The following is an 11,969-nucleotide window of genomic DNA, read 5'->3' on the forward strand; positions in this document are numbered from 1 at the left end:
GCCGTCCCTGAGCTGTGCCGGCGTCGAACACACCGGGCGTTCGGCGTCGCCTCAGACCCGGCGCCCGCCGGACCGTCGCGCTCACCGCACGCCGGGTCGCCACGGCTAGCCGCCCGCTCATCCGGCCCGGCCGCCACGGCGCCTGACCGTCTTGCGGGCGGGTGGCGAGGGCCGGGGTCGGGCCGCCGGCACGCACGACAGCAGGGCCGCGCCGAGGGCCAGCACCTGGACGCCGACGGAGCCGGCCGGGTCGTCGCGCTGGCGTACCGGGTCGACGAGGCCGTGCGGGTCGACGATGACGTCCTCGGTCTCGCCGCAGGTGTCGCCGTCGGGCACGGGCAGGCCGCCCGGGATCCGCGTGCCGTCCGGGCGGGCCAGGACGCACTCGACGTGGTAGCCCGGGTCCCGCAGGCGCTTGGTGCGCTCGAGGCGCACCCGGGTGGCGTGCACCGGCTCGCCGTCGATGGCCACGACGGTCGCCGCGAAACCGCCGACCATGTTGACCATCGCGGCGGCCAGGCCGAGCGCCATCGTCACGATCAGCCAGACCGGGCGGTACCGCCCCAGCGCGATCTGGACCAGGACCCCCACGTCGGCCTCGTGGTCGGCGGCGTTCCCGGGCGGGGAGTCCGATCCCCACCGGCGCCCGAACAGCCGCTCCGGGTCCCAGAATGCCACCAGCGTGGGCACCGCGAGGACGGCGACGAAGACGTACGCGAAGGCGGAGTAGGGCACCACGGCCAGCCCGCCGAGCGCGGCGACGAGCCAGCCGGCCACGACCGCGGCCATCAACCGGACCGTGTTGCGGTTCACCGTCCTATGATCACAAACGCGTCAACGGCGGCGGGCGAAGGTCGCGGCGCAGGCCACGCGCGGCGGGTCGAGGCGGTGTTCGGCGGTGCCGGGACGCCGCATATGGTCTTGGTGCGCCGGGCGTCGGGTGCCGCGGCGGGCAACGCCGAACCGGGTGCCGGAGGGACGTCGAGCATCTCGTTGAAGGTCGGGGTCGGCCTGCCCCAGCTCAAGAGCTTCGACCCGGTCACCGCGGTCACGCGGGCGGCGCGGGCGATCGGCTTCGACAGCGTGTGGGTCTTCGAGCGGCTCCTGCTGCCCGAGGACCAGAGCGGCGAGCCCGGCCTGTACGGGATGCCCGGCGTGCCGTGGCCGCAGCGCTACGGCGGAATCCTCGACCCGCTGGTCGCGCTCACGCTGGCGGCCGCGGCCACGGACCGCGTCGAGCTGGGCACGTGCGTGCTCGTGGCGCCGCTGCACGTGCCGGTGCGCCTGGCGCGGACGCCGGCGAGCATCGACGCGGCCTCCGGCGGGCGGCTCGTCGCCGGGCTGGGCACCGGGTGGAGCATCGACGAGTTCGCGGCGGTCGCCCCGCGGCCGTTCGCGGAGCGTGGCGCCGCGCTCGACGAGTTCCTCGACATCGCCGCGGCGGTGTGGGGCGCCGACCCGGTGTCGTTGCGCAACGAGCGGTACGAGATCGCGCCGACCGAGGTCGGCCCCAAGCCGGCCCGCCGCATTCCGGTGTACGTGGGCGGCCACTCGGACGTGGCCCTGCGCCGTGCCGCGCGACGCGCCGACGGCTGGTTGCCGACCGGGTTGCCGCCCGCCGCGGTCGGCGGCGTGCTGACGCGGCTGCGGCAGATGACGGCCGACGCGGGCCGGGACCCGTCGGCGATGGGCTGCACGTTCCAGGTCGGCGTCAGCAGCACGGACGAGGTGCCGTCGCAGGGGCGCAAGCCGTACACCGGCAGCGTCGAGCAGATCGTCGGCGACATCGCGCGGCTCGCCGAGGCCGGGGTCGACCACGTCTTCGTGACGGTGGCGAACGTGGCCCGCGACATGGACGAGTACGTGGATGTGGCGGCGGACTTCCACGCCCGGATCCGGGCCGCCGGGCTGTAGGCCGGCGCGGCACCACCGGCCTGCGCGTGAGCGCCCACTCGTCGATCATCCACTGTGGACTCTGATTGGCTGAACCGGTTGTGAGCTGGTAAGATCCTTTACTCACGGCGAATGCGGCGCGACGGGAGGTAGCGAACGGGATGCGAGTCAGCCCCGCGCTGCGCGCCGTCGCGGCCACGATCGTCCTTGGCGTCTGCGCGCTGCTGCTCGGGCTCACTCAGGCCCATCACGCCGTGCCCGGCGACACGTTCCAGGTTGTGCGGGCCGCACACACGGCGGTCATTCCCGGCGCCGACACGTCGCAGGGGCGCAAACACTTCCAGCCACGGGACGGGGCATCGTCCGGGCCACGCTGGTTCGCGCTGGCGGCGTCCTCGATCGACCTCGAGCCCTGCCTGACAGCCTCCACCGCGGCACGGTCCGGCGGCGGCGCCCACGCCGGGCGGGCGGCCGAGACCGCGGGCTGCCGGGGCCCACCCATTTCCTCCTGAAGCGCAAGCACCCTGAAGCCGTGACCCTCTCGGGTCGACGGCTGTCCTGTCTTGTCTTGTCTTTCGGAGGTACCCCCATGTCCTACATACCCACACACCACACCCACGCCGCGGCTCAGCACGCACCGCCGGGCACCGCGTGAGCGCGATCGCGGCGATCGCAATCTTCACGATCGCCTTCGTCCTCATCGCCACGGAGAAGGTCAACCGCGTCGCGGTCGCGCTGAGCGCCGCGGGGCTGATGGCCCTGCTGGGCCTCGTACCGGGCGAGGACGTCTTCTTCTCCGAGCACGCCGGCATCGACTGGAACGTCATCTTCCTGCTGCTCGGCATGATGATCATCGTCGGTGTCATCAAACAGACCGGGCTGTTCGAGTTCCTCGCGATCTGGGCGGCGAAACGGTCCCGGGGGCGGCCGTACAAGCTGCTCGTGCTGCTGATGGTGATCACCGCCGTCGCCTCGCCGTTCCTGGACAACGTGACCACGATCATGCTGGTCGCGCCGGTGACCGTGCTGGTGTGCCGGAAGCTGGGCATCCCCGCCGCGCCGTACCTGATCGCGGAGGCGCTGGCCTCGAACATCGGCGGGGCGGCGACGCTCATCGGCGACCCGCCGAACATCATCATCGGCAGCCGGGCCGGGCTGACGTTCAACGACTTCGTCATCCACATGGCGCCGATCGTGGTGGTGCTGTTCATCCTGTTCGTCCTGCTGGCCTGGGTGATGTTCCGCAAGCGCTTCGAGTACCACCCGGAGCGCGTCGCCGAGATCATGGCGCTCGACGAGCGGGCGGCGATCAAGGACCGCAACCTGCTGGTGCGGTGCCTGGTCGTGCTGGGCCTGGTCGTGGCAGGCTTCTCGCTGCACGCGGTCATCCACGTCGAGCCTGCCATCATCGCGCTGCTCGGCGCGGGCCTCATGGTGCTGGTCTCACGCGTCGAGACCTCCAAGTACCTGGAAGAGGTCGAGTGGTCGACCCTGGTCTTCTTCATGGGCCTGTTCGTCATGGTGGGCGCGCTCGTGGAGACGGGGGTCATCCACCGGATCGGGATGTGGGCGACCTCGCAGGTCGGCGACAACTACCTCACCGCCGCCACCGGGCTGCTGTTCGGCTCGGCCGTGCTGGGAGCGTTCTTCGACAACATTCCGTACGTCGCGACCATGGCCCCGATCGTCGGGGACATCGTGGCCACGACGGCCGACCCGGAGACGGGGCGGTCGCTGTGGTGGGCCTTCGCGCTCGGCGCCGACCTCGGCGGCAACGGTACGGCGATCGCCGCCAGCGCCAACGTCGTCGTGCTCGGCATCGCCGCGCGGGCCGGGGAGCCGATCAGCTTCTGGCAGTTCACCCGCTACGGCATCGTCACCACGGTCATGACCACCATCGTCGCGTGGGTCTACGTCTGGCTGCGGTACTTCTCGTGACGACCCATGAGGGAGGCAGCATGCAATCCGTCCGCACCCCCCTGCCGGGGGTCGGCTCACTGCACGTCCTGCACCTGCATGACGGGCAACGCATCGGCGTCATCCGCCACCACGACCACCGGCGGGAGGTCGTGGTCTACGACCCGGCCGACGCCGGTACCCGGCTGACCAGCACCCTGCTCACGGCCGTCGAGGCGCAGGTCCTCGCCGGGCTGGTGGAGTCGGACGGCCCGCAGGTGCACTCGGCGCGGCTGGAGCGGGTCAGCGCCGACCTGACCGTCGTGCAGGTGATGATCAGCGCCGAGTCGTCCTGGCTGCGACGGCCGGTCGGCGACATCGCCGTCGACGGCGCCGTGATCGCCGCCGTCATCCGCGACGAGCGGGTGCTCCCCGCCGATCCGCGGCCCCAGTGCGAGCCCGGGGACGTGCTCGTCATCGTCGGGCGCCCGGACGCGGCACTGAAGGTGCTGGACGTGCTGCTCGCGGGGTAGCCGGTCCGGGCTCGGGCGGACGCCTCACCACCGGGGCGTCCGCCGCAGCGGCGGAGGGTCAGGACCGGGGCCCTGCGGCGCGGCGGGCGCGGTAGGCGGCGGCGTTGGCACGGTTGCCGCAGCCACCCTCGCAGAAGCGGCGGGACCGGTTCTTGGACAGGTCGACAAGGACGTCGTCGCAGTCGTCGCCGGCGCAGACGCGCAGCCGGTCCAGCTCCTTCATCCGGATCACGTCCAGCATCGCCATCGCGAACTCGACCTGCATGCGCACGTGCAGGTCGGCGTCGGGCGGCGTGGCGTGCATGTGATAGTCCCAGCCGTCGTGCTTGACGAGCTGGGGCAGCGCGTCGGCCTCGCGCAGCATCGCGTTGACGAGCTCGGCCGCCTCGTCCTCCCCCGCCCTCCACAGGCGGGAGAGCCTCGGGCGCAGCGCCCGCACGGCCTCCAGCTCCGCCTCGTCGTGGCGGCGGCGGCCGGTCCAGTTCCACGGGGCCAGGAACGCGTCCAGCGCCGCCACGTCGGGCAGCAGCTCCTCGCCGGTGCCGGTGTTCACGGTGGCGGCCGCGGCGACGAGCGCCTGCTCGGTGTCATGAGCAAAGAGCACCTTGACTCCTTATTCTGATCCGCACTACCGTTCGCGTCATGAGCGTAACGCGTTTTGCCGGTGACGCGCGCTCGAGGGGCGCCCTCGGGCTCGGGATCGCGCTGCTCTCGGCAGCGGCGTTCGGCACCGCGGGCCCGTTCGCCGGGTCCCTGATGGCGACCGGGTGGACGCCGGGGGCCGTGGTCACGGTTCGCATCGGCATCGCGGCGCTGGTGCTCACCCTCCCGGCCCTGGTCTCGCTGCGCAACCACCGCGGGCTGCCGCGGCGCGCGCTGGCGCAGGTCCTCGCCTTCGGGCTGGTCGCGATCGCGGGCGGCCAGCTGACCTTCTTCAACGCCGTCCAGCGGCTCGACGTCGGGGTGGCGCTGCTCCTGGAGTACAGCGGAATCCTCCTCGTCGTCGCGTGGCTGTGGCTGCGCCACGGACAGCGGCCACGACGGCTGACCGTCGCCGGCGGCATCGCCGCCCTGGCCGGCCTGGTCCTGGTCCTCGGCCCCGGGGGCGGCGGCCTCGACCCGATCGGCGTGCTCTGGGCGCTGCTCGCCGGCGTCTCCCTCGCCGTCTACTTCACGATGGCCTCGCGCGGCGACGGCGCGCTGCCGCCACTGACCCTGGCGTGGGCCGGCATGCTCGTCGGGGCGCTGGCGCTGGCCGCCTGCGCCGCGACCGGGCTGCTGCCGTTCCACGTCGGCGCGGCCACGGTGACACTGCTCGAGCGCCGGGTGAGCTGGGTCGTGCCGGTCGCGGGTCTGGCCCTGATCGCCGCCGCCCTCGCCTACGCCGCGGGGATCGCCGCCTCCCGGCTGCTCGGCGCCCGGGTCGCCTCGTTCGCCGGCCTCACCGAGGTCCTCTTCGCCGGGCTGTTCGCGTGGGTGCTGCTCGGGCAGGCCCCGGGCGCGTGGCAGTTCGCGGGCGGGCTGGTCGTGCTGGCCGGCATCGCGCTGGTGCGCGCCGACGAGCGGACCCCGCCGCCCCGGGAGGGCGACGACCAGCCCGCCGCCGTCGCCGAGCTGGTCGGCCCCGCCGGGTGACGTCCTCGGACCGGCCCTACCTGATCGGACGGCCCTCGCCCGGTCGTGGGGTCAGTTCCTTGGGAGGGTCGGCGTCGAGGAGGGCGAGCAGGCGGGCGAGGAGGGCGTCTAGCTCCTCGCCGACCTCGGCAATGCGGGCGTCGCCGTAGCTGGCGAACAGCAGGCTGGGCTGGTCGACGGCCAGCCGGGTGCCGCCGCCGGGGTCGGTATAGAGCAGCGTGCGCAGCGGGGCGTGCAGCATGACCGACGGGTCGTGGCGGTACATCCGCTCGGCGATGGTGTGGTTGCCCATGAGGTACTGCATCGCGCTCCACGACCGCGCCGAGCCGGCCATCACGGCGGCGATGTCGGCGGTGTAGTAGCGCATGAACCCGTGCGGGGCGTTGCTCCCGGCCAGCTCCAGCTTCTGCGCCCACGAGCCCGACCGGTGCAGCGCGGCGAGGTCGGCTTCCGGGACGAGGGCCTCGTAGTGCTCCCGCGCCCGTTCGTACGTGTGCGGAAGGGCCACGACGAGCCGCCGGTCGGGATGGTCGATGACGGTGTTGAGTGTGGACACGTGGCGTTGTTCTGCCCGCTGCCGGCCCGATCTAACGGATTGCCGTCCCGGGTGATCGTTCGGGTGTGGTCGGCACACACGGCGGTACGGCGGCATGGCGCGCGCCAATGTGGACAGTGACGGCACCCGACGCGGACGACAGGTACGGGAGGGCCATGGTGCTGCTGGGCCTGCGAGTGCCTGCTCCGGTCTCCGGTGCGGTCGGCTTGGCCGTCGGGGTGGCGGGCCGGCTGACCGGCGGGGGCCGTGATGTGTGGGCGCGTCCGGGCAGGCTGCACATCGAGACGCACGGCGTGCACGGGGTGGACGGCGCGCGGGTGGCCCGCCGGGTGGAGCGGGCGTTGGAGCGGCATCCGGGGGTGGTGTGGGCGAGGGTGAACGCGCCGGCGTGCCGGGTGGTGGTCGAGGTGGCCGATCCGCCGCCGCCGCGCCGGGAGTTGGTGGCGCTGGTGACGCGCGCCGAGTCGGCCCCGGCGAGCGTGGACGAGGAGCTCGCCGAGGAGGAGCTGCGCCACCCTGCCGAGGGTCTGCGACGTAGCGGTGTGCTGGCGAACCTGGCGGTCGACGCGGTCGCGCTGGGACTGGCGGGCCTTACCCGGGTGGCCCTGTGGGCGCCGCTGCCCGCCGAGTTGGCGGGCCTCGTGTCCGCCGTCGAGCTGCATCCCCGGTTACGGGAGCTGGCCGCCAGACGGCTGCATGGGCAGGAGCGGGCGGAGTCCCTGGTCTCCATGGCCGCCGGGCTGGCGCAGGCCCTCTCGGTCGGCGGGGCGGGCGTGGTGGTGGACATCGCCGAGCGCGTCGGCCGGTGGCGGGAGGCCCGCGCGGATCAGCAGGCGTGGCGTGCGGCGGAGCCGCGGCTCATCCGTGGTCCGCGCGACGCCGGGGCCGACCCGGTGGCGGTCGAGCGCCCGTGCCCGCTGCCGGACGGTCCGGTGGAGCGCTACCAGCGGCGGGTGCTAGCCGGCGGGGCGGGCGTCGTGGTGGCGGCCGCGCCGCTGGTCGGGCTGCGGCGTGCGGCGGCGGTGGGGGTCGCGACGCTGCCCAGGGCGGCCGAGGCGGGTCGTGCCGCGTTCGCGTCGCATCTGGGGCTGGCGCTGGCCCGCGACGGTGCGTTGGTGATGGATCGGGCGGTGCTGCGCCGCCTGGACCGGCTGGACACGCTGGTGCTGGACAGCGTGGCACTGCGCTCGGGTCGCTGGGCGCTGACCGACCTGGTTCCGCTCGCCGGCGCCGACCCCGGCGAGGTGATCGAGCACGGTTCCGCACTGTTCGCGGCCGAGAACCCGTGGGATGTCCGGGAGGTCGGCGAGTGGACGCTGGCCCCGGTCGACAAGCTGGAGCTGCGTGGACGCGCCGGGGTCCGGCAGCGGCGAGGGCTGGCTGACGCCGGCGCCGAAGTGGTGCTGGGCCTGGCCCGCCGGAGCCGGCTGGAGGCTGTGCTGGCGGTCGAGGCGGATGTCGTACCCGGGCTTGACACAGTCATCGACGCGGCCCGCCGCGCCGGGCTCAGGATCGTGCTGGCCACGGACGAACAGCGGCCGCGGGCCGGCTACGCCGACGCCCTGGTGACCCGCGGCGGGAGTCTGGTAGGCGTGATACGCGACATCCAGGCCGCCGGCGGGGTGGTCATGCTGCTGTCCGCAGACCGGCGGGCGCTGGCCACGGCGGACTGCGGGCTCGGCCTGCACGTCGATGGCTCACCGCCGCCGTGGGGCGCGCACGTGCTCATCGGCACCGAGCTAGGCCCGGCGGCGCTGCTCGTGGAGGCGGTGGCGGCGGCCCGCCGCGTGGACCGGGACTGCATAGCGCTGTCGCAGGCGGCCACCGGCATCGGCGCGCTCGCCGCGCTGGGAGGCGGGGCCATGCGCCCTGCCGCCCGCAGCCTCGGCGTCGTCAACGTCGGTGCGGCGCTGGGATTCGCCGACGGCGTCTGGCGCGCTCACCGTCTGCACACCGATCCAGGCCGGCACATACGGCCGGCCGGCGCCGCCGAGCCGAGGCCGCGAGCCGGGGACGATGAGGACCACCGCCTGCCCGCGGGCCCGAGCTGAGCGGCCGCTGCTCAGCTCGGCCGCTCGCTATCCGGAGTAGAACGGATCGACCGGGAAGTGCGACCGGGAAGCCGTCCACCGCCGAACAAACCCCAGGCCAACACCCGTCCGACCACCCTCGGCAACCCGAATGCCCGGCGGCCGGGCAAGGCAACAATCGCTGGTCTCGGCCACCGGGGAGAGCTGGTCGGTTTATGCCGACGTCAGAGGCCCTTCAGGACACGATCAAGTGCCGACCGGCCTGCGGGCCCCCAGTCCTTGGGGTGGGTGCCGAAGTCCGAGGCACCTGGCGCATCGGCGGGTGCCTCCACGTGCAGCGCTTTGAGGAACGCCGCCAACATGTCGGCCGCATGGTCGCCGCGGACGATCGTGCCGTGGTCCAGGGGCGTGCCTTCGACCCATGTCATGACCGTCCACATCTTGGGGAAGCGCTCGGACGGCGTACCGCTCCGCACAGGAGTCGGGATCGGAAGCGGCAGGCGTGAGCTCAGCGCTGGCAGCCAGCGGCGCTCCTTGAGCTGGAGATCGGGGCTTTTGTCCATCCGCTGCATCCGGACGGCCAAGTCGGTCCCGAGGCGCCACATCTGGTTTCCCCAGCCGCCCGCCACCTCGCGGATGGGCAGATCGGCCAGGTCCGGATGCTGCTCCCGCAGCAAGTCGCGGACCAGATCTTCGCTGACCTCAACCTCGGACTCAATCACGAGAAGTCACGGTACTTAACCTTCATGACCCTGACAGGACGGTGGCAAGGGGTGGGTCCCAAAGACACGCCATAGAAATCGGCGAAAGAGGCCTGGGCCCGAAACCCACGCCCAAGCGGGACCATCACCAGCGCTCAAAACCAGCTACGCGATTTCGTCGCGTGCGCGGACAGCTACCGGGGCGCGTCATAGCGTCGATGGTGGCCGCCATCGAGGACCCGGAATCCGCACTGCACGCCGCGTGCGTCACGATGCGGGCCGTGGGCGCCCGGCTCCTCGCCCGAGCCCAGGCCGCAGGCGCCGCGCGAACCGACATCGACGGCACCGACCTGTACGCACTGGCCGGAGCGCTCGCATGGGTCGGCGACCAGCCCGCGCTCGCGCCCCGCGCCGATCACCGCTTCGACATGTCCCATTTTGCGTGACCAGTCGCGGGCGGGGACGGAGCCGACGCCGCGGCGGCAGCGGACGACGTGTCCGCCGCGGCGACTGCGGGCGAACCAGTGTGCGCAGCGGTGGTGTCGGTCGATGCTGTCCTGGTAGGCCTTGGTGATGGTCTGGTTGCCGAAGCCGGGCAGGGTTCGGTAGGTGGTCGGGGCAGGCCGGGTTGTCGCCAGCAGTCGTCGTCAATCCCGAAGGACCACCGGTTCGCACGATGGTGTGGTCGGTGGGCCGCCAGGGACTCGATCCGGCAACGTCCGTGCTGGTCAGCTGGCTCGGCTCCCCCGCGAACGCCAATGCCCGCTCTGGATCGGACGCGGAAATTCCTGAGCCGTACGACTCCGTCCGTGCCAGGTAGCGAACACCCGAGCACCCAGCGAGCAACCGGTCACGTGAAGCCCACGCCCGCACGGACCCTGCAGTCTCGCCTGCATCCGGATCCGTCGAGACAAGGCAGCTACAGTGCGTTACGGCCTGACCGGCGGGGGTGCTCATGCCGCCGATCGCGCTATCCGGCTCGCCGACCACCGTCACGATCCGTACGTCGTCGCGGCGGCCCCGATCTGCGAGTCGGGGCGCGCTCGCGTCGATGTCCGTGCGTGGGATCTTGTCAGGGTGAATCGCTATTGCCGCGGCGCTCCTGGAGGCGGCGCTGCTCACGGCGGACCTCCGCGAAGGACTCCCGCTCGCGCACGAGCCACTCCGGCGGGTCGGCGGCCAGGGCTGCGATCTGCGCGGTGGTGAGCGCCTCGGTGATGCCGCCGCGAGTCAGGCCGCTGTTGGACACCCGCAGACGCGCGGCGACCACGCTGCGCGGATGCGGCCCGTCGCGGCGCAGGTCGGCCAGCCACTGCGGTGGGTTGCGCTGCAGTTCGTCAAGCTCGTCGCGGGACACCTGGCGCTCCTGGAACTCCTGCGGGGTGGCCGGCAGGTACACGTCCAGTTTCTGCGCGGCCGTCGCGGGCTTCATCAGCTGGGGCTGCTTCGACTTGCTCACCCGGTCAGGGTAGCGGCCGGGTGAGCGGTAGGCTGGCGCGGGAGGTGCCGTGCCCAGCAACGAGGATTCCCGCCCAGTGGCGTTCCGGCTCGCGATCGTTCCCGGCGTCGTCATCGACCGGTGGGCGCGCACCTGGTCGGAGCGCGTGCCGCGGACCGCCCTGCAGCTCGTGCCCGCCGAGGCCGCGGAGGCGACCGGGCTCATGCCGCAACTGGCGGACGCCGCCGTCGTCCGGCTGCCGGTGGATCGCGACGTGCTGCACGCCATCCCGCTGTACACCGAGACGACGGTCGTGGTCATCCCCCGCGACCACGTGCTCAACGCGGCCGACGAGCTGAGCCTGGCCGAGCTGGCGGAGTTCGGCGACCCGCTGCTGCGCCCCCTCGACGACGTGCTGCCCTGGGCCGAGGAGCCGGCCACGACGGTGGAGCGGCCCGAGACGACGGCCGCCGCGGTCGAGTGGGCGGCGGCCGGCGTGGGCCTGCTCGTGGTTCCGCAGTCCCTCGCGCGGCTGTACCACCGGCGCGACCTCAAGTACCGCACCGTCACCGACGCGCCGACCTCGAGCGTCGCCCTCGCGTGGCCGCGCGACGGGCACACCGACCTCGTCGAGGAGATGATCGGCATCGTCCGGGGCCGCACCGCGAACAGCACCCGCGGCAGCGGCGAGCAGTCCCGGCCCCCGGCGTCACGCCGCCGCCGATAGCTCATCGGCGTCGGCGCGCCGGCCGCTACCGGTCCGCGCCGGGGTTCAGATCGAGGTTCAGCTTGAAGCCGACGTGGGTGGCCGCGAAGCCGAGCTGCTCGTAGAAGCGGTGCGCGTCGGGCCGTGCCACGTCGGAGGTGAGCTGCACCAGCCGGCAGCCGCGCCGACGCGCCTCGTCGATCGCCCAGCGCATCAGCGTCGCGCCGACCCCGCCGCCCCGCTCGTCCCGCGCCACCCGCACCGCCTCGATCTGTCCTCTGGCGGCGCCGCGCCGGGCCAGTCCGGGCAGCACGCTCAGCTGCAGGGTGCCCACCACGCGCCCGGCCCGCTCGGCGACCACCAGCACCTGGTTCGGGTCCGCGTCGACGGCGGCGAAGGCGGCCCGATACGGCGCCAGGTCATCCGGCGACTCGCGGCCCGCGCCGAGCGGGTCGTCCGCCAGCAGCGCGACGATGGCCGGTACATCCGCGCCGGTAGCCCTGCGGATCCCAAGCTCCGCCACCCGTGCTCCCATCCCGTGCCAGCGTGCGGTGCCCGTTCACCCGGCCGGCTGCCGGCGC

The 11,969-nt window shown here is 73.2% G+C and carries 14 protein-coding genes; 8 read left to right on the plus strand and 6 right to left on the minus strand.

The genetic code is table 11. From position 1 onward, the window contains the following. Positions 1–117 precede the first annotated feature (117 nt). Positions 118–813, minus strand: a complete 696-nt coding sequence (locus AB0367_RS20200) for a hypothetical protein (RefSeq protein WP_366227884.1) — start codon at positions 811–813, stop codon at positions 118–120. Between the two features lie 102 nt (positions 814–915). Between AB0367_RS20200 and AB0367_RS20205 the strand changes: the two genes are divergently transcribed. The 4 genes from AB0367_RS20205 (at position 916) to AB0367_RS20220 (ending at position 4,322) form a co-directional block, all read left to right on the plus strand. Further along, positions 916–1,914 (plus strand): TIGR03619 family F420-dependent LLM class oxidoreductase, encoded by a 999-nt coding sequence (locus tag AB0367_RS20205; RefSeq protein ID WP_366227885.1) that lies wholly within the window; start codon positions 916–918, stop codon positions 1,912–1,914. A gap of 140 nt (positions 1,915–2,054) precedes the next feature. Then, the gene (locus AB0367_RS20210; RefSeq protein WP_366227886.1) at positions 2,055–2,405 is read left to right on the plus strand and encodes a hypothetical protein; all 351 of its coding nucleotides are present in this window, start codon (positions 2,055–2,057) and stop codon (positions 2,403–2,405) included. 139 nt (positions 2,406–2,544) lie between these two features. Further along, a complete protein-coding gene (locus tag AB0367_RS20215) occupies positions 2,545–3,831 on the plus strand; it encodes an ArsB/NhaD family transporter (RefSeq protein WP_366227887.1) in 1,287 nt (428 codons plus the stop codon). Positions 3,832–3,851: 20 nt separating this feature from the next. Continuing rightward, positions 3,852–4,322 (plus strand): TrkA C-terminal domain-containing protein, encoded by a 471-nt coding sequence (locus AB0367_RS20220; protein ID WP_366227888.1) that lies wholly within the window; start codon positions 3,852–3,854, stop codon positions 4,320–4,322. Positions 4,323–4,380: 58 nt separating this feature from the next. Here AB0367_RS20220 and AB0367_RS20225 read toward each other — a convergent pair whose 3' ends face one another. Further along, complete coding sequence (locus AB0367_RS20225; protein WP_366227889.1) at positions 4,381–4,926, minus strand: CGNR zinc finger domain-containing protein; 546 nt, start codon at positions 4,924–4,926, stop codon at positions 4,381–4,383. A gap of 38 nt (positions 4,927–4,964) precedes the next feature. On the opposite strand from AB0367_RS20225, the gene AB0367_RS20230 reads away from it, so the two are divergent. Further along, positions 4,965–5,957 carry a DMT family transporter gene (locus AB0367_RS20230; RefSeq protein WP_366227890.1) on the plus strand — a complete coding sequence of 331 codons (993 nt, stop codon included), beginning with the start codon at positions 4,965–4,967 and terminating at the stop codon, positions 5,955–5,957. Between the two features lie 16 nt (positions 5,958–5,973). Here AB0367_RS20230 and AB0367_RS20235 read toward each other — a convergent pair whose 3' ends face one another. Further along, on the minus strand, positions 5,974–6,513 hold the full coding sequence (locus AB0367_RS20235; protein WP_366227891.1) for a DUF302 domain-containing protein: 540 nt from the start codon (positions 6,511–6,513) through the stop codon (positions 5,974–5,976). Positions 6,514–6,629: 116 nt separating this feature from the next. Between AB0367_RS20235 and AB0367_RS20240 the strand changes: the two genes are divergently transcribed. Next, complete coding sequence (locus tag AB0367_RS20240; protein WP_366227892.1) at positions 6,630–8,564, plus strand: hypothetical protein; 1,935 nt, start codon at positions 6,630–6,632, stop codon at positions 8,562–8,564. Between the two features lie 203 nt (positions 8,565–8,767). Here AB0367_RS20240 and AB0367_RS20245 read toward each other — a convergent pair whose 3' ends face one another. After that, positions 8,768–9,265 (minus strand): phosphotransferase, encoded by a 498-nt coding sequence (locus tag AB0367_RS20245; protein WP_366227893.1) that lies wholly within the window; start codon positions 9,263–9,265, stop codon positions 8,768–8,770. A gap of 197 nt (positions 9,266–9,462) precedes the next feature. Between AB0367_RS20245 and AB0367_RS20250 the strand changes: the two genes are divergently transcribed. Then, positions 9,463–9,690, plus strand: coding sequence for a hypothetical protein (locus tag AB0367_RS20250; RefSeq protein WP_366227894.1), 228 nt, complete (start codon positions 9,463–9,465; stop codon positions 9,688–9,690). 626 nt (positions 9,691–10,316) lie between these two features. On the opposite strand, the gene AB0367_RS20255 is transcribed toward AB0367_RS20250, so the two are convergent. Beyond that, complete coding sequence (locus AB0367_RS20255; RefSeq protein WP_366227895.1) at positions 10,317–10,703, minus strand: DUF5997 family protein; 387 nt, start codon at positions 10,701–10,703, stop codon at positions 10,317–10,319. Between the two features lie 49 nt (positions 10,704–10,752). Here AB0367_RS20255 and AB0367_RS20260 point away from each other — a divergent pair, with 49 nt between their 5' ends. Beyond that, a complete protein-coding gene (locus AB0367_RS20260) occupies positions 10,753–11,409 on the plus strand; it encodes a LysR substrate-binding domain-containing protein (RefSeq protein WP_366227896.1) in 657 nt (218 codons plus the stop codon). 25 nt (positions 11,410–11,434) lie between these two features. Here the strand turns inward: AB0367_RS20260 and AB0367_RS20265 are convergent, their stop codons facing one another. Then, positions 11,435–11,911: a GNAT family N-acetyltransferase gene (locus AB0367_RS20265; protein ID WP_366227897.1), complete on the minus strand. Its 477-nt coding sequence runs from the start codon at positions 11,909–11,911 to the stop codon at positions 11,435–11,437. Positions 11,912–11,969: the final 58 nt, after the last annotated feature.

Origin of the sequence: Dactylosporangium sp. NPDC051484 (assembly GCF_040689395.1) — a bacterium.
GTDB lineage: Bacteria > Actinomycetota > Actinomycetes > Mycobacteriales > Micromonosporaceae > Dactylosporangium.

Bases quoted from the DNA above. Each gene is read 5' to 3' on its own strand.
- AB0367_RS20205 (WP_366227885.1), top strand. From the start codon at position 916: ATGGTCTTGGTGCGCCGGGCGTCGGGTGCCGCGGCGGGCAACGCCGAA.
- AB0367_RS20230 (WP_366227890.1), top strand. From the start codon at position 4,965: ATGAGCGTAACGCGTTTTGCCGGTGACGCGCGCTCGAGGGGCGCCCTC.
- AB0367_RS20220 (WP_366227888.1), top strand. From the start codon at position 3,852: ATGCAATCCGTCCGCACCCCCCTGCCGGGGGTCGGCTCACTGCACGTC.
- AB0367_RS20210 (WP_366227886.1), top strand. From the start codon at position 2,055: ATGCGAGTCAGCCCCGCGCTGCGCGCCGTCGCGGCCACGATCGTCCTT.
- AB0367_RS20250 (WP_366227894.1), top strand. From the start codon at position 9,463: ATGGTGGCCGCCATCGAGGACCCGGAATCCGCACTGCACGCCGCGTGC.